Source organism: Sinorhizobium sp. NFACC03, assembly GCF_900103435.1.
In the GTDB taxonomy this organism is placed as follows: domain Bacteria; phylum Pseudomonadota; class Alphaproteobacteria; order Rhizobiales; family Rhizobiaceae; genus Ensifer.
In genome coordinates this window covers 257,494-273,939 of sequence record NZ_FMXF01000004.1, presented here as the reverse complement: position 1 = coordinate 273,939, position 16,446 = coordinate 257,494, and the positions used below count along the sequence as shown (strand labels likewise).

Sequence of the window (16,446 nt, the reverse complement as noted above, 5' to 3'; positions counted from 1 at the left end):
GGTGGGTATTGCGACCGGGAGTTGGCAGCCCAAGCGAAAGCCCATATGGTCGACAGCAGCCCCTATAATATCGAGACGATTCAATGCGCTTGCTCCTGGTTGAAGACAGCCCGCGACTGGTCGAACTGGTCGGAGAAACCATGCGGGACGCTGGCTGGCGCCTCGATTCCGTTTCAACCGTTGCGGACGCCGAAACGGCAATCGCGGGGCAGGAGCACGATCTCGTATTGCTCGATCTCGGATTGCCCGACGGCGACGGCTTGTCCCTGCTTCGTCGCCTCCGGCACGACTATCCGGGGCTGCCCGTGTTGATCATCACCGCCAAGGGATCCGTCGACGAGCGAATTGCCGGACTCGATGCCGGTGCCGACGACTATCTCGTCAAGCCATTCCATCATCGGGAGCTTCTCTCCCGTTGCCGTGCGATGCTGAGACGCAACCCGCAAGCGGTCCAGCCGGTGCTGGAGGCTGGCGCCTTGCGCTACGACCCGGCGACCGCAGACCTTACCTGTGACGGCATCGTGGTACCGTTGCCGCCGCGCGAACGTTCGCTGATGGAAATCCTGATGCGAGAAGTCGGCCGCGTCGTGCCGAAGCGCAAACTTGAAACGGCGCTTTCCGAATATGGCCAGGAAATGACGCCCAATGCGCTTGAGCTCGCGGTATCACGCGTGCGCAAGCGCCTGCAGCCGCTTGACACCGGCGTACAGATCGAGACCGTGCGCGGTATCGGTTATCTGCTCAGGCGCGCCTCATGAAACCCCGCAACCCGTCGCTGATCGGCATCGTCGCCCGCCGCATCGTCGCCTTTTCGTTGATCGCCATGGCAATCCAGATCGGCGTCGTCTTTGCCGACTACTGGTTCGACGACGACAAGCTGAGCGTGCTCATGCTCCAGCAGGAAACCGAAAACCTGGTCGGCTATGTCCAGGTCCACGATGGCGTCGTGAGCTACGAACCCAATCACGAGATGCGCGAGCGCTATCAGGACCGCCATGACGACGACGGCTCGATCTTCCTGCGCATCCGCACAGCCTCAGGCGTGATCGCCTATTCGAACTGCACGAGCGAATGCGCCCAGCATTTCCTGCCCGTCAGCATGGATGCACCGCAGTTCTGGAAACGGCTGATCGCTCCCGGAAAGCCCTTCAGCGTTGCCGGCGGCCAGTCTTTCGAACGGAGCGGGACCACCTTGCTCATCGAACTTGCGATCCTCAACGATCCGAACGGCTTCATGTACGGCGCCCTGCTGCATGAGATGTTCGATTCGATGATCGTACCGATGACGCTGATGTTCTGCCTCGTCATCGGTGCGACGATCTGGTCCATTCGCAGCGCTCTGAAACCCGTCGCCATGGCGGCCCAGGCTGCCGATGCGCTGGATCCGCGCGACAGCAATGCACGCCTGCCACTGACGCGGATGCCGCAGGAGATCGCCCGCCTGGTTTCCGCGGTCAATCGCATGCTCACGCGCGTTGCCGATCTCATTCAGTCGCAAAAGCTGTTCTCCTCCTCGATCGCCCACGAGATCCGGACGCCGGTCTCGATCGCCAAGATGGAACTGAGCCGCATCGATGACCCAAGGGCCCGCAATGCCGAAAGGGACCTCGACGCTCTGACCCATATCCTGGAGCAGCTCACCTCTCTGGCGCGGGCCGATGCAGTCGATCCCTCCGCCTACCAGCGCACCAGCCTGTCGCAAATCGGGGCCGCTGTTGCGGAAGCGATCGCGCCGTTCGTCTTCGACCACGACAAGTCGCTCGAATTCGTCGACGAAGGCACGCCGCCGGTGACCGCGATCCCGGCGCTCGTCGAGAACATGCTGCGAAACCTGATCGAGAATGCGGTGAAGCACAATCCGCCGGGCACGCGGATCGTTCTCGCCTGCGGTCCCGGCCCGGTCGTCTCCGTCGAGGACAATGGCAAGGGGCTCGTCGACTTGCCCGAACACCACGAGGATCTCGGCTACGTGAAGAGTTCCGGTCAGCTCGGGCTCGGCCTGAAGATTGTCCGGCGCATCAGCGAGCTCCACCAGGCGACCATCGTGGTCGATACGGCCCCGGAGCGCGGCACCAAGATTTCGATAGATTTCTCTGCCGCGGTCTAGGCTCCGCCAATTCCCCAATCCGGCAGAAAATGCTCCCCATCCCCTTGTGGTCGAGCGCCGTCATTAGGCGCCATGCGCAACCATCTACGCCATATGGCAATATCACAGCCAACCTTTACCTCGCTCTGCCGTGAGCCGCGAACGTTTCGCTGATCCGCCCATGGCCCGGACCGGAGCCGCACAACCGCGCATGATAAATTCATTCGATTGACTTAATCAATGGAATGATGTAATTTCAGGACATGATGAAAAACAAAACCTCGACCCAAGCACCCAAGCAGGACCGCGGCGATGTCACGCGTGAAAAGCTTTTGACGAGTTCCATCGATGTCTTCGGCCGCTACGGTTTCGATGGCGCCAGCACGCGGAGGCTCGCGGAGACTGCCGGCGTAAACCTGCAGGCGATCCCCTATTATTTCGGTGGCAAGGAAGGCCTTTACATCGCCGCCGCAGAACACCTTGCATCGATTATCGTTGGACATGTCGGCGATCTCAGAAACGTGATCCTCGAGCGCCTTGCCCGCCTCGACAACGAAGGCAAGGCGATGTCGGCTGAGGAAGCCCGGGAACTCCTGACCCAGACGGCGCAACACATGGTCGCGATCTTCGTCAGCCGGCAGTCCGAAAGCTGGGCGCGTTTCATCATCCGCGAACAGATGGAACCGACCGAAGCCTTCGAACGGGTCTACACCAACGTCATGGGACCGATCATCGGCATGGCCGGGAGACTGGTCGCGACCATTCTCGACGAACCGCCGCAATCCGAACATGTCCGGCTGAAGACTCTCTCCTTCGTCGGCAGCATCCTCGTCTTCCGTATGGCCCATGCGGCCATGCTCCGGCAGATGAACTGGCAGGCCGTTGGCCCCGACGAACTCGACATTCTGCGTCGGCACGTCGCCGAGCTTGTCGCGGCGCTTGGCGGCGAGAAGGAGGGGCAGCCATGAACAAGCCGGCAATCGCCCTTCTGTTGCTCGCTGGCACTGCTGCCGGTGCCTGGTGGTTCGACGTCCCCCAGCGGCTCGGCTGGACCGGCACGGAGCGAACCTCGGTGCTTTACGGCAATGTCGACATCCGCCAAGTCTCTCTCGGCTTCCGTGTCAATGGCCGTATTGCGAGCCTCGGCGTCGACGAAGGCGACGCGGTGAAGCCCGGCGATGCCCTTGCGACCCTTGACGCCGTTCCGTTCGAACAGGCGGTGGCCGCGGCCGAAGCCGAACTCGGCGCGCTCAGGGCCAATCTTGCAAAACTGAAGGCGGGCGCCCGCCCGACCGAAATCGCCCAGGCGCGGGCCACCCATGAAGAACGCCTCGCCGATCTGGAAAATGCCAACCTTGCCTATGAACGCGCGCGGCAATTGCGTCCGAACGGCACCATCTCGCAAGCCAATCTGGATGAGGCAAGCGCCAACAGGGCTGCCGCCGCTGCACGCGCCACCTCCGCCCGCGAGGCGCTGGCGCTCATCGTGGAGGGAAGCCGGATTGAGGACATCGAGGCGGGTCAGGCACAGGTGCTCGCAGCCGAAGCCAAGCTCGAAAGTGCCCGCACGTCGCTAGCCGATACCCGCCTGCTCGCGCCAAGCGCGGGCACGGTGCTGTCCCGGGTGCGCGAAGTCGGCGCCATCGTCGCGCCGTCCGACATAGTCTATGTCGTCTCGCTCGACGAACCCGTCTGGGTCCGGGCCTATGTCGCAGAACCGGATCTTGGCCGGGTGCATCCGGGCATGAACGTCGAGATCACGTCGGACAGTGCGCCGGATCGCCCCTACAACGCGACGGTAGGTTTCATCTCGCCCGTCGCCGAGTTCACACCGAAGTCGGTGGAAACGCCAGAGCTCAGGACCGATCTCGTCTATCGCCTGCGCATCGTGGTCGACAAGCCGGGTCCCGATCTCAGGCAGGGCATGCCGGTGACAGTGCACTTGCCCGCATCCGCAGAGGCAACACGATGAACGACGACGCACCGTTCGTCCGGATCCTGGATGTGGTCAAGCGCTTCGGCGATGCCCCGCCGGCGCTCGACCACATCGATGGCGAAATCCTCGGCGGACGGATCACCGGGCTTGTCGGCCCTGATGGCGCGGGAAAAACCACGCTGATCCGGCTGATGACCGGGCTGATGGTGCCGGACGAGGGAAAGGTCGAGGTTCTCGGTTTCGACACGGTGACCAACGCCGCCGCCATCCAGGCGGCGATCGGCTACATGCCGCAGCGCTTCGGCCTTTATGAAGATCTTTCCGTACAGGAGAACCTCAACCTCTATGCCGACTTGCGCGGCCTGCCTCTTGCCGAACGAGCCGCGACCTTCGATGAACTGCTGGAATTCACCGATCTCAAGCGCTTTACCGAACGGCTTGCCGGCAAACTCTCCGGCGGCATGAAGCAGAAGCTCGGTCTCGCCTGTGCGCTCCTGCGCAAGCCCCGCTTGCTCCTCTTGGACGAACCGGGCGTCGGCGTCGATCCGATCTCGCGCCGCGACCTTTGGAAGATGGTCGAGAACCTGACGGCCGAGGGCATTGGCGTCGTCTGGTCGACGGCCTATCTCGACGAAGCCGAGGCCTGCGACAGCGTTCTCCTGCTGAACGAGGGCAAGTTGCTTTTTGCCGGCAGTCCCGCCGATCTGACCGCTCGGGTCGCCGACCGCGTCTTCAAGGTTTCAGGTATCGCGCATGGACGCCGCCAGAAGCTCGCTCGCTTGCTCGATGACGACGATGTCGTCGACGGTGTCATCCAGGGTGAAGCGATCCGACTGGTGATGAAGCCGGACACAAAACCGCCGACACCGGACGACGGCTCGTCTGCGCCTGACGTGACGACCACCCCGCCCCGCTTCGAGGATGCTTTCATCGACATGCTCGGCGGCGGCCCCGGCGGCCGCTCGAAACTGGCGGAAACACAGACACCTTTCACGATGGAGGACAGCAAGCTGGTCATCGAGGCCCACGGCCTGACAAAACGTTTCGGCGACTTCACCGCCGCCGACGACATCACCTTCGACATTCCGCGCGGCCAGATCTTCGGACTTCTCGGCCCGAACGGCGCCGGCAAGTCAACGACGTTCAAGATGCTGTGTGGGCTGTTGAAGCCTACGGCCGGCGAAGGCCGCGTCGCCGGTTTCGACTTGCGTCGCGACGCGGCGGAGGCGCGCAACCGGCTTGGCTACATGGCGCAGAAGTTCTCGCTCTATGGCGACCTAAGCGTCGCGCAGAACCTCAGTTTCTTCGCCGGCGTCTACGGCCTTTCCGGCACGCGCAAGCGCGAACGCATCCAGCTGATGACCGATATCTTCGCCTTCGGTCGGCTGCTCGACATGTCGGCCAAGGATCTGCCGCTTGGGCTCAAGCAGCGGCTGGCCCTTGCCTGCGCCGTACTGCATGAGCCGGAAGCACTGTTTCTCGATGAACCGACCTCCGGCGTCGACCCCATCACCCGGCGCGAGTTCTGGACCCATATCAACGGGCTGGTCGAAAAGGGCGTGACCGTGCTCGTCACCACCCACTTCATGGACGAGGCTGAGTATTGCGACCGTATCTCGCTCATCTATCGCGGCCGGTCGATCGCGCTCGGCTCGCCGGACGAACTGAAGGCACAGGTCGCCAGCGACAAGCTTCCGGATCCGACGATGGAGGATGCTTTCATCGCCCTGGTCCAGGGGTCGGAGGAAAAGGAGGCGGCATGAGCGCGCAATCCGCCAACCTCGAAAGCCGGGCCGCCCGAGCCCGTCGCTTTGCCGCACTCGTGCGCAAGGAAAGCTATCAAATCGTTCGCGATCCGAGCAGCATCCTGATCGCCTTCGTGCTGCCCATGGTCCTGCTGTTTCTCTTTGGCTACGGCGTCTCGCTCGATACGACGCAGACCCGCGTCGGGCTCGTCATCGAGGAGGAGGCGCCGCTGACCCGCGACCTCGCCGCCGGATTCCAGGCGTCACGCTATTTCAAGGTGACGGTCGGCCGCGACCGGCGCGAATTCGAAGAGGATCTGGTGCTCGGCCGCGTCCGCGGCATCGTCGTGATCCCGGCCGGTTTCACGGCGGACTATTCCGCCGGACGCCATCCGGCGGTGCAGGTGCTCGTCGACGGCTCGGATCCCAACACAGCAAACTTCGTGCAGAACTACGCCCAGGCGACACTTGCCAACTGGGAGCGCCAGCGCTTGAGCGACGGCGCCGGCCGGCCGCCGGCAATTTCGGCCGAGCAGCGATTCTGGTTCAATCCGGAGCTGACCAGCCGGAATTTCCTTGTGCCCGGGTCAATCGCCATCGTCATGACGCTGGTCGGGACCCTGCTCACCTCGCTCGTCGTTGCGCGTGAATGGGAACGGGGCACGATGGAGGCGATGATGGCGACACCCGTCTCGGCCGCCGAACTTCTGGCCGGAAAGCTGCTGCCCTATTTTATCCTCGGCCTCACCTCGATGACGCTCTGCGTACTGCTTGCCGTCTTCCTGTTCGGCGTCCCCTTTCGCGGCTCGGTCGCAGCACTCTATGCGCTCTCGGCAACCTTCCTGATGCCGGCGCTCGGCCAGGGCCTGCTGATCTCGGCGGCCACGAAGAACCAGTTCCTCGCCTCGCAGCTCGCGCTGATCTCAGCCTTTCTGCCGGCGTTCCTGCTCTCCGGCTTTCTCTTCGAAATCAATTCGATGCCGACGGTTATTCAATGGATCACTCTCATCGTGCCGGCGCGTTATCTGATTCCAAGCCTGCAGACCGTGTTCCTTGCCGGCGACATCTGGCCGATGTTCACGCGCGCCATCGCCGTCATGCTCCTGATCGGCTGCGTCTTCTTTGCGCTCGCCGCCCGCAGCACCCGCAAGAGGATTGGCTGAGATGTGGTGGACAAGGCTCAAAGCGCTGATCGTCAAGGAGTTGCTGGCAGTGCTGCGTGATCCCAAGGGACGCACCGTGCTGATCGTGCCGCCGATCATGCAGTTGCTGGTGTTTTCCTATGCCGCGACGCTCGAAGTGACGAATGTCGACGTCCTGGTGCTGAACCGAGACAACGGCCATTGGAGCCAGGATCTCGTTCAGGAGATCCAGGGATCGCCGACCTTCCGCAGCATCCGCTTCACCAACAGCCCTGGCGAGGTGCGCGTGGCGATCGACACGCAAAAGGTCATTGCCGCAATCGAAATCGGCCCGACCTTCTCGCGCGACATCGAAGCGAGCCGGCCAGCCGAGGTCCAGGTCATTCTCGACGGGCGTCGCTCCAACGCATCGCAGATTGTTTCCGGCTATCTCGGGCGCATTGTCGGAACGCTTGCCGCCGAGACGCCGGCCGGCAAGCGCAGGGTGTCCGACGCCGTCACGGTCGTTGCGCGCAACTGGTTCAATCCGAACCTCACCTATCAATGGTTCATGGTGCCGAACCTCGTTGCCAGCATCGCGCTTTTGATCGGCCTGATCGTGACTGCGCTGTCGATCGCGCGCGAGCGCGAGCTCGGTACATTCGACCAGCTCATGGTCTCGCCGCTCCGAACCCACGAAATCCTGATCGGCAAGTTGATCCCGCCGATGATGATTGGCCTGTTCCACATCACGATCTACATTCTGGCCGCGGTCTTCATTTTCGGGGTGCCGCTGCGCGGTTCGCTGTTCCTGCTCTACGGCAGCGCGGTCTTCTACCTCGCATCCGTCGTGGGCCTCGGCCTGTTCATCTCGGCGCTGTCGATGACACAGCAGCAGGCGATCCTCGGCGCCTTCCTTTTCATGGTGCCGGCTATGCTGCTCTCCGGCTTCGCGACGCCGATCGAGAACATGCCCACCTGGCTGCAGCCGATCACCTATATCAACCCGCTGCGCTACTTCCTCGTCATCGTGAAAGGCGTATTCCTCAAGGACATACCGGCGGTCGAGGTGGCGCGACAGACGATCCCACTGTTTCTGATCGCCATCGTCACCCTCTCGGCCGCCTCATGGCTCTTCCGCCGCCGGCTGGAATAGCCAGAGTAATTCCAGAGAAAGTGCGGAATCAGTAGATCCTATGAGGAGTGTGGATAGTGACCGGCTCTGTGGCAGGGTGAGGTTGCTTAACCACAAACACCCTACCTTGGAGGCAAACATACCTGTTGTAGCTCACCAATCCCAAGGGCCGGCCGCTATCCGGACTGATCTCTTATGTTCAATTGCAAGCGGCGTGGCCACGCCTTTTTGTCCCGCCAATAGTGGGCTGGTCCTGCATGTTGTAGCTAATGCGCAATGTAGGAGACAGGGTCTCAAGACGACGGTTTGCAAACTCTTATACGCGGGTTGGATACCGCATTTCCGTGTGTACGCCTGGGGCTGCTTCTCTCTGAGCACGGGCATCGACGTCGTCGGCCACTCAGTTCCATCGAAGATTCCCCGACCGGGACCCTGCCTCCAACATTGAGCATCAGCAGGTGATCGATCTTGTTTCTGTGATCGCGATGGCCTTGTGCTTCCCCGCGAGGATCATTTTTCGGTAGCGAGAGCAGAGGCGGAGCTGACCTTTCCACGCTATTTCGCGAACGGTTCTCGGTAGGCCTTCCAACTGCGCTTGCTTGGTTGGACTTACCCGCGCAGGGAAGCGGTAAGCCCATGCGCCTTCGACCAGCATGCGACGGGCCCGACAGTTCCCGGCCTTAGTGATCCCGCCGCGTTTGACATGTTCACCAGTCGAGCTCTCTGACGGAACGAGGCCAAGAAAGGCCATCAGCTGGCGGGGGTTTTCAAAGCGGCGGATGTCGCCAATTTCGGCAACAAAGACGACGGCGGCAATCAACGATACGCCTCGCAACGCCTGATAGGCTTCGACAACAGGAGCCATCGTCCAGGATTTGACAGTCTCCGAAATCAGATCGGTCAGACGCTTTAAGCGCACCTCGGCATCCTCGATCGCCTGGCAGTACTCCTTGAGCACGATGAAGTGCGCCGGATGCTCGAACTTCAAAGTCGATATCCACCGCATATGCGCCAGCGACCAGGATGCGCGGCCCGAATAGATGCGGCCATGTCGAAGGAGGAACGACTGAAGCTGCTGACGCGCCCGCTTTTGAGCCTCCTGTGCTGCTTCACGGGCCCGCACGAGATCGCGCAGCCTCATGCCCGCGGTCCGGCACCCAGACCGCCGTCAGCTCACCCGCTGGCTGTGGGTGCGTCATCAACCGCACGCGGTGCTCACATTGTGGTTTAGAGATCGAGTCAAGCAGAACGGCGGCCGTCTCAAGAAGACGACGATTGTCGCACTCGCCCGCAAGCTGCTCGTCGCGCTGTGGAAATACGTCAATGCCGGCGTCGTTATCGAGGGAGCGGTCATGAAAACCGCCTGATCGGTTACCCAAACTGAATTCTGCAATCTTCCAGGACCCGATCAGTCCTGGCGGATCCAGGTGGACGACCTAGCATTTGCTTGGCTCAAAAATAGGCCGCTCGTGTTTGGCAACGAGCCGCGTCGCGCAACGGGCTCAGACCATGGATGCCGCAATGAATCACGGAGTGCCAGATGCCACCCTGGACGAAAGTTTTGTGTTGACCCTCCTCATATAGGCAAATGCCACAAGGTTGACGCTGCCGTATTGAGACTTTCACCGAAACGTTACTAACGGTTTCACCGATTTTCTATTGAAAGTTTGCCCTATTTTATATTGACGTTTTCACCGATTTCCTATTACAACTTTCCCCGCATCGCCTTGCTGAGAAGATGAAGTGACCATCATGGACGACAGTCTCCTGCCGCGTCATATGCAATCCCAACTGAAGGCAGCTCTTGCATCAGCGCGAGTAGTTAACATTATTGGGCCACGACAGGTCGGGAAGACGACGCTTGTCCGCGATCTATTGAGCGTCGGTAAATTCATTACACTGGATGACGAGGGCGTGCTTGCAGCTATTGAGGCCGATCCAAAAGGACAGCTGGACGCTCTACTGGCTGAGACGGAAGTAGGCCCGCTCATTATCGACGAGGCCCAGCGATCGACGAAATTGGCCTTGGCGTTGAAGAGGATTGTGGACGAAAACCGAGCAATGGGTCAGTTCGTCCTGACAGGTTCTTCCAATGTTTTCATTTCCGCGCACGTGGCGGACTCCTTGGCAGGTAGAGTCCATACAATGACGATGCTTCCTATGAGCGTCGCTGAAACAAAGCGCATGGGAGCTGCAAAGATTCTCGACTGGGCGTCGATGGATGACCGTCCCAATCCGCTAGACCTGCCCAAAGCAGAAACGTTGTCCCGAGCACAATACATCGACTTGATAATCGCAGGCGGTTTTCCCGAAATACGAAATCTTGAAGAGCGTTGGAGGCAAAATCGATACGCAGACTACGTTGACAGTGTCGTGGAACGCGACGTTGCGTACATCTTAAAAATAAGAAAATCAGACGCCATGAGGCGAATGATCGACCAACTAGCTACGCGCGTGGGAAATGAGCTGAATACAGACGAACTCTGTTCGAACATCAGCTTACAAAGGAATACCACCGAGACCTACCTCGACATTCTGACCAAGCTTTCTCTTTTGCGGCGATTGCCTGCGTGGACATCTGGAGAGTCCGGGCGCGACATCCGCCAACCAAAAATCCATCTAGTGGATACCGGGATCGTCGCCGCGTTGAGGCGTATGAACGCCCAAAGCTTCAATATTGGCGCGAATCCCACAGCGCTTGGCGGGCTGTTCGAAAATTTCGTTCACAATGAATTGTGGAAATCGCTCCCCTATCAGATGCGTCGGTGGCGACTTTATCATTGGAGGCATCAACGAGGACGTGAGATAGACATCATTGCTGAATCAGACAGAACGATAATAGGCTTCGAGATGAAGACATCGACTGCGGTTGAAGCAAAGGACTTTCAGCATCTGCGATGGTTTCGAGATAAAGGCCCAGGTAAGAACCGTTCCTTCGTCGGCATCGTCGTCTATATGGGAGAGCGCGTACTCAGCTTTGGCGAAAACATGTTCGCGCTCCCTCTATCAATATTTTGGTCATTTAGAGAAAGATAGTCTGAGTAAGCGGCCTGATCCAATCCTCAGACGCTTATCTTGCGACCTCCCACAGTCTACGACGATTATGGGGAGCGCCTGACGAGCGAACCAGCCCTGCTGCTCCTTCCGTTCGAGCAGGCCTGAGAAGCGACCTGCGAGGTTGGGTTCGATCCCGTCAAGCTCGTTCCCTGCGGCGCTTTTGCCGCCGGAGTTGCATAAAACGGCTTCTTTCCTCCGAAACGCTCTACTCCTTCAAAAACCGTGCGACCGCGGTGATCTCGTTCTGGCGGATATCATGTCCGCCAGAATGCCACTCGGTTTCCGTTACGGCGCCCTGCCCCTGGAAATAGTCTGCCAGGGCCTGCGTCAGCGGCGCCGGGCAGATGGGATCGCGTTCGCCGGCCGTGATCAACACCCGGCGCCCTTTCAGGCCCGCGTTGTCCTTCGGTCGGAACGGGATCAGAGGATGCATGAGCACCGACTTGTCGAAGACACCGTCCTCGATCAGTACATTGGCAAGAATGTTCGCGCCGTTGGAATAGCCAAGGCCGATCACCTCCGAAGCCTGATGCTCCGCGGCCAATGCCTTGACGAAACCGGCCATCTTCTCGGTGGCGCGTGCAAGATCCGCCATGTCGTAGACGCCCTCGCCCGTGCGCTTGAAGAAGCGCGCAGCCCCATATTCCGCCACGTCGCCACGCGGCGAGACGATCGTCGCATCGGGCAGAAGCTCGGACGCGAAGGTGAAGAACTGGTTTTCATCTCCGCCTGTCCCGTGAAAGACGAAGAAGATCGGCTGGCCGGGCTTGCCGGCCTTCAGTTTGTGAACGTAGCCATGATCGACCATTTTTGTCTCCTGGAGCAATTTCCGGAAAAGGGTAGACACCCGTCCGAGATTGCCTGTTTTCAAAGCGTTAGATTCACGGTTTCGACGAAACTGTGAACCGTTCTTCCGTACAATCCGGTGCCGAAGGCTCGCCATAACGGCGTGCCTTCTCTGCATCGACGTGTTAGTCGTCGATCTTCTGCAGGTGGCTTTCCAGGATCGGACGCAGGTGCTTGTGCTGCTGCGGCAGCTTCAGCGCCTCACCGAGGTGAGCGAGATCCTCGTCCCGGTCGAAGCCCGGCTCGTTGGTGGCGATCTCGAACAGCACGCCGCCCGGCGTGCGGAAGTAGATCGCCCAGAAGTAATCGCGGTCGATAACCGGGGTGACCTGGTAGCCAGTGTCCATCAACGCCTTGCGCACTTCGAGCTGCTTTTCGCGGTTTTCGACGGCAAAGGCGATATGGTGAACCGAACCGGCGCCCTGAGAAGCGCGACCGATATTCGGCATCGTCTCGAGGTCGATGACGCGCGCATCGTTGCCGCCAGGCACGATCAAACGCGTGACGCCGTCCTTGCGGTCAAGCTCCTCATAGCCCATGAACTTCAGCAATTCGGCCGTCGCGCCTTCGTCGCGAAGGCGGAGTGCGGCGGAGTGGAAGCCGCGGATCGCATGATCCGCCGAGATACCGCCTTCCGTCCAGGGCGTGCGCTGATCGTCCTTGACCTCGACGAGCGCGAAGCCGTCGCCGTCAGGGCCGGCAAAGTTCAGGCGCTTCTCGCCGAAGGTTTCTTCGTCCTTGAGACCGGAGACCCCCGATGCCGTCAGGCGATCCCGCCAGAAGCCGAGCGAGCCTTCGGGCACGGAGAAGACGGTGGTCCCGACTTCACCGGTACCGGCACGGCCGCGCGGCATGTTCGGGAACGGGAAATAGGTCATGACCGTGCCGGGCGTGCCGGCTTCGTCGCCGTAATAGAGGTGGTAGACATCCGGCGAGTCGAAGTTGACCGTCTTCTTGACGCGGCGCAGGCCAAGCGACTTGGTGAAGAACAGGTTGTTTTCGCGCGCATCGTCGGCCATCGAAGTGACGTGATGCAGACCCTTGATCTGATTGAGCATTGCCGTGATCCTTTCTCTCCGGCGCCACCGGGCGCTCCGTTGGGGTCATAGATGCGCTCATCCGGCCGTCGGCGAAAGACGGCGGCGGCCAAACGCATTGTCAACATTTCATTGACGGTTCCAGAGACTCGTCAACAATCATATGACTGCAGCACTGCGCTTGTGACCGGTTGCGCCGATGCATAAGATCGGCTCGCGGCATGTTGCCGTAAGCACGCGAGGAGGCGCGCGGACACCTGTGAAATTTCGCTTGGCTCTTGGATTCCTGCTGTTGCCGCTGCTCGCGACCATGCTGGCGTGGAAAGGCTATGCGGTCACGACAGACAGCTATCTGCGCGAGGCGACCGCTCAAGCCACCACCGCTCTCCGGCTCGCCGTCACGGCGCTCGATGGTCACCTCAACCGCTATCAGGCGCTGCCAGCACTGATCGCCGATCACGAGGACGTTCAGGAACTGGTCACCCGCCCGCGTGATCGGCGACTGAGGGAGGCGGTGAACACCTATCTGAAAGACATCAACGCGCTGCTCCACTCCTCCGATATCTATGTCATCACGCCGGACGGCGATACGATCGCTGCCAGCAACTATGACGGGCCGACGAGCTTCGTCGGCCAGAACTTCAGTTACCGGCCCTATTTCCAGGAAGCGCTTCGTGGACAGCAGTCGCGGTTCTATGCGCTTGGCACCACATCACTGAAGCGCGGCTACTATTTTGGCTCACCAATCCAGATCGGCGACGAAATCCGCGGCGTGATCGTCTTCAAGGTCGATGTCGAAAGCATCGAAGCCTCCTGGCAGGGCGGGGAATACAGGATCTTCGTTTCCGATCCCGAAGGCATCATCTTCATGTCCGGCGACCCGGACTGGCTCTATTCCTCCATCCTGCCGCTGACCTCAGACCGCCTCGCACGCACCGAAGCCTCGAGGCGGTACGCCGACGCCACCCTGCGTCCGCTGCCCATGGCAGAGAGCAGCGCGTCCGACCACCGCTTCATGACCGTTTCCTCCGGCGGTTCGAGCCGCGAATACCTCGTGCTCTCCCAATATATGCCGGATGCCGACTGGACCGTGAATGTCCTCGTGGATACGGCCTCTGCCTATACGCAAGCGCTGACCACCGTCGCCGCCGCGCTGCTGTTGATCTGTCTTGCGGGCCTTGGCGTGGCCATTATTCTGCAACGGCGTGCTCGGCTCAACGAACGCATCTCTATGCAGGCAGAAGCGCAGGTCGAACTCGAACGCCGTGTCGACGAACGCACCGCCGACCTCGCGCGCGTCAATACCCAGATCGAGGAGGAGATCGCCGAACGTCGCCTGACGGAACAGCAGTTGCGCCGCACACAGGCCGACCTGATCCAGGCCGGCAAACTGGCAGGTCTCGGCCAAATGTCCGCGGCGCTTTCGCACGAATTCAACCAGCCACTTGCCGCCGCCAAGACCTATGCCGACAGCGCGGCCCTGCTGATCGAACGTGGTCGCTCCGACGAGGCGACCGACAATATCCGCCGGATCTCCGGGCTCGTCGACCGCATGGCGGCGATCAGCAAGCATCTGCGAAATTTCGCCCGCAAGCCGAATGAAAAGCTTGGGCCGGTTCCCGTCGAAGAGGTGGTGCGCGATACGATGGAGATCGTATCGGTTCGGCTGAAGGCCGCAGCGGCAACCATCGACATCGATCTCGGCGATAAACCGCTCGTCGTGCGTGCCGGTTCCGTGCGCCTGCAGCAGGTGCTCGTCAACATCATCTCCAATGCGGCCGATGCGGTCGAAGGGCTTGATGACCGGACCATTCGCCTTCGCGCTCGAAAGGAAGACCACAAGGTGGTGCTGACGGTCAGCGATCGGGGGCCTGGCATCGCGCCGGCGATTGCCGAGCGCATCTTCGATCCGTTCTTTTCCACAAAGGGCGTCGGTAAGGGGCTGGGCCTTGGCCTTTCTATTTCCTATAACATTATCAAGGATTTCGGCGGCAGTCTAATCGCAACCAACCTAGCGGAAGGCGGTGCCGAGTTCCGGATCGAACTCGCCGCAGAAAACAGCAATGCCCGGGAGGCTGCCGAATGATCGAGAGCCGTATCCTGCTCGTCGACGACGAAGAGGAGGTGCGCCATTCGAGCGCGCAGGCGCTGGAACTGGCGGGTTTCCGCGTCGATGCCTTCGCCGCAGCCGAACGTGCGCTGGAATTCATCAGCTACAGCTTCGCCGGTGTCGTCATCAGCGACATCCGCATGCCCGGCATGGACGGCATGACGCTGCTACAACGCATCCGAGAGATCGATGCCGAGGTGCCGGTCATCCTCGTCACCGGCCATGGCGACGTTCAGCTTGCCGTGCGCGCGATGCGCGAAGGCGCCTATGATTTCGTCGAGAAGCCGTTCGCAGCACAGATGCTCGCCGGCACCATTCGCCGGGCATTGGACTGGCGCGCGCTCGTTCTGGAAAATCGCCGGCTGAAAGCCGTCGCCGGCAAACGCGACGACATCGAGCAGCGGCTCCCCGGCCGCAGCCAAGTCATGGTCGATCTGCGCTATCGTATTCGCGCCATCGGCGCAGCCGACGCGGACACGCTGATCATCGGCGATACCGGCGTCGGCAAGGAGGTGCTGGCCCGCACGCTGCATGATCTCAGCGCTCGCGCCAACAGCCCGTTCATCGCCATCAACTGCGCAGCCCTGCCGGAGAACCTGATCGAGAGCGAGCTCTTTGGCCACGAGCCCGGCGCCTTTCCCGGCGCCATTCGTCCGCGCTACGGCAAATTCGAGCATGGTCGCGGCGGCACCATCCTGCTCGACGAGATCGGCTCGATGCCGTTCGACCTTCAGGCAAAATTCCTGCGCGTCCTCCAGGAACGCGTCATCACCAGGCTCGGATCGAACGAAGTCGTGCCGCTCGACGTGCGCTTCATCGCCACCAGCAAGGTCGATCTCGAAAGGGAAGTTGCCGCGGGGCGCTTCCGCGCCGATCTGCTCTACCGCCTCAACGTCGCAACGCTTCGGGTCCCCTCGCTGGCCCAGCGCCGCGCCGATATCCCGCTGCTCTTCCTGCAACTGGTCAGGGAATCTGCGGCACGCTATGGCCGCGATGAAGTCGAGGTCTCGCAAGCCATGCTGGCGGAAATGGCGGAGCGCGACTGGCCGGGCAATGTGCGCGAACTGCGCAACGCCGCCGAGCGGCTGGTGCTCGGGCTTGATTCAGCACCGCTCGATGCCGCGAAGGAAGATAGCGGCCGGCTTGCCGACAAGGTGGCAGCCTATGAAAAGGGTCTCATCGCCAGCGCCATTGCCGCGCATGGGGGCGCCCTGAAGCCGGTCTACGAGTCTCTCGGCATTTCACGCAAGACGCTCTACGAGAAAATGCAGAAGTTCGGGCTCGACAAAAAGCTTGTCGCTGCAGATTTTCCGGCCGATGGCGAGCTCTAGACAGAGCGGGCATCAAAGCCGGAATGACCGCAAACAGAAACG

General features: G+C 60.9%; 12 protein-coding genes and 2 pseudogenes. 11 read left to right on the top strand and 3 right to left on the bottom strand.

What is annotated here, in order from left to right:
* Positions 1-83: 83 nt before the first annotated feature.
* From BLU35_RS09625 to BLU35_RS09595, 7 genes are all read left to right on the top strand, one after another.
* Positions 84-758, top strand: a complete 675-nt coding sequence (locus BLU35_RS09625; RefSeq protein ID WP_057248518.1) for a response regulator transcription factor — start codon at positions 84-86, stop codon at positions 756-758.
* Positions 755-2,107, top strand: a complete 1,353-nt coding sequence (locus tag BLU35_RS09620) for a sensor histidine kinase (RefSeq protein WP_093232922.1) — start codon at positions 755-757, stop codon at positions 2,105-2,107. Before BLU35_RS09625 ends, BLU35_RS09620 begins: the two co-directional genes overlap by 4 nt.
* A gap of 242 nt (positions 2,108-2,349) precedes the next feature.
* Entirely contained in the window at positions 2,350-3,054 is a 705-nt protein-coding gene (locus BLU35_RS09615; protein WP_057248520.1) for a CerR family C-terminal domain-containing protein, read from the top strand.
* Entirely contained in the window at positions 3,051-4,058 is a 1,008-nt protein-coding gene (hlyD, locus tag BLU35_RS09610) for a secretion protein HlyD (protein WP_093232921.1), read from the top strand. Before BLU35_RS09615 ends, hlyD begins: the two co-directional genes overlap by 4 nt.
* Entirely contained in the window at positions 4,055-5,785 is a 1,731-nt protein-coding gene (locus BLU35_RS09605; protein ID WP_093232920.1) for an ATP-binding cassette domain-containing protein, read from the top strand. Before hlyD ends, BLU35_RS09605 begins: the two co-directional genes overlap by 4 nt.
* Entirely contained in the window at positions 5,782-6,930 is a 1,149-nt protein-coding gene (locus BLU35_RS09600) for an ABC transporter permease (protein ID WP_093232919.1), read from the top strand. Before BLU35_RS09605 ends, BLU35_RS09600 begins: the two co-directional genes overlap by 4 nt.
* 1 nt (position 6,931) lies before the next feature.
* The gene (locus BLU35_RS09595) at positions 6,932-8,044 is read left to right on the top strand and encodes an ABC transporter permease (protein ID WP_093232918.1); all 1,113 of its coding nucleotides are present in this window, start codon (positions 6,932-6,934) and stop codon (positions 8,042-8,044) included.
* Between the two features lie 430 nt (positions 8,045-8,474).
* On the opposite strand, the pseudogene BLU35_RS09590 reads toward BLU35_RS09595, so the two are convergent.
* Positions 8,475-9,204: pseudogene (locus BLU35_RS09590) on the bottom strand (IS110 family RNA-guided transposase); the annotation flags it as partial.
* Between BLU35_RS09590 and BLU35_RS09585 the strand changes: the two are divergent.
* Both BLU35_RS09585 and BLU35_RS09580 read left to right on the top strand, forming a co-directional pair.
* Positions 9,205-9,390, top strand: a pseudogene (locus tag BLU35_RS09585) (IS110 family transposase); the annotation flags it as partial. It abuts the pseudogene before it with no gap.
* Between the two features lie 385 nt (positions 9,391-9,775).
* Positions 9,776-11,059 (top strand): ATP-binding protein, encoded by a 1,284-nt coding sequence (locus tag BLU35_RS09580; protein ID WP_093232944.1) that lies wholly within the window; start codon positions 9,776-9,778, stop codon positions 11,057-11,059.
* A gap of 226 nt (positions 11,060-11,285) precedes the next feature.
* Here BLU35_RS09580 and BLU35_RS09570 read toward each other — a convergent pair whose 3' ends face one another.
* Together BLU35_RS09570 and BLU35_RS09565 are read right to left on the bottom strand one after the other, a co-directional pair.
* Complete coding sequence (locus BLU35_RS09570; protein ID WP_093232917.1) at positions 11,286-11,888, bottom strand: alpha/beta hydrolase; 603 nt, start codon at positions 11,886-11,888, stop codon at positions 11,286-11,288.
* A gap of 163 nt (positions 11,889-12,051) precedes the next feature.
* Positions 12,052-12,984 carry a VOC family protein gene (locus tag BLU35_RS09565; RefSeq protein WP_058324951.1) on the bottom strand — a complete coding sequence of 311 codons (933 nt, stop codon included), beginning with the start codon at positions 12,982-12,984 and terminating at the stop codon, positions 12,052-12,054.
* A gap of 238 nt (positions 12,985-13,222) precedes the next feature.
* Here BLU35_RS09565 and BLU35_RS09560 point away from each other — a divergent pair, with 238 nt between their 5' ends.
* Both BLU35_RS09560 and BLU35_RS09555 read left to right on the top strand, forming a co-directional pair.
* A complete protein-coding gene (locus tag BLU35_RS09560; RefSeq protein WP_093232916.1) occupies positions 13,223-15,049 on the top strand; it encodes a sensor histidine kinase in 1,827 nt (608 codons plus the stop codon).
* Positions 15,046-16,404 carry a sigma-54-dependent transcriptional regulator gene (locus BLU35_RS09555; protein ID WP_093232915.1) on the top strand — a complete coding sequence of 453 codons (1,359 nt, stop codon included), beginning with the start codon at positions 15,046-15,048 and terminating at the stop codon, positions 16,402-16,404. Before BLU35_RS09560 ends, BLU35_RS09555 begins: the two co-directional genes overlap by 4 nt.
* Positions 16,405-16,446 lie beyond the last annotated feature (42 nt).

Bases quoted from the DNA above. Each gene is read 5' to 3' on its own strand.
- BLU35_RS09605 (WP_093232920.1), top strand. From the start codon at position 4,055: ATGAACGACGACGCACCGTTCGTCCGGATCCTGGATGTGGTCAAGCGC.
- BLU35_RS09595 (WP_093232918.1), top strand. From the start codon at position 6,932: ATGTGGTGGACAAGGCTCAAAGCGCTGATCGTCAAGGAGTTGCTGGCA.
- hlyD (WP_093232921.1), top strand. From the start codon at position 3,051: ATGAACAAGCCGGCAATCGCCCTTCTGTTGCTCGCTGGCACTGCTGCC.
- BLU35_RS09600 (WP_093232919.1), top strand. From the start codon at position 5,782: ATGAGCGCGCAATCCGCCAACCTCGAAAGCCGGGCCGCCCGAGCCCGT.
- BLU35_RS09555 (WP_093232915.1), top strand. From the start codon at position 15,046: ATGATCGAGAGCCGTATCCTGCTCGTCGACGACGAAGAGGAGGTGCGC.
- BLU35_RS09615 (WP_057248520.1), top strand. From the start codon at position 2,350: ATGATGAAAAACAAAACCTCGACCCAAGCACCCAAGCAGGACCGCGGC.
- BLU35_RS09625 (WP_057248518.1), top strand. From the start codon at position 84: ATGCGCTTGCTCCTGGTTGAAGACAGCCCGCGACTGGTCGAACTGGTC.
- BLU35_RS09570 (WP_093232917.1), bottom strand. From the start codon at position 11,888: ATGGTCGATCATGGCTACGTTCACAAACTGAAGGCCGGCAAGCCCGGC.
- BLU35_RS09565 (WP_058324951.1), bottom strand. From the start codon at position 12,984: ATGCTCAATCAGATCAAGGGTCTGCATCACGTCACTTCGATGGCCGAC.
- BLU35_RS09620 (WP_093232922.1), top strand. From the start codon at position 755: ATGAAACCCCGCAACCCGTCGCTGATCGGCATCGTCGCCCGCCGCATC.
- BLU35_RS09580 (WP_093232944.1), top strand. From the start codon at position 9,776: ATGGACGACAGTCTCCTGCCGCGTCATATGCAATCCCAACTGAAGGCA.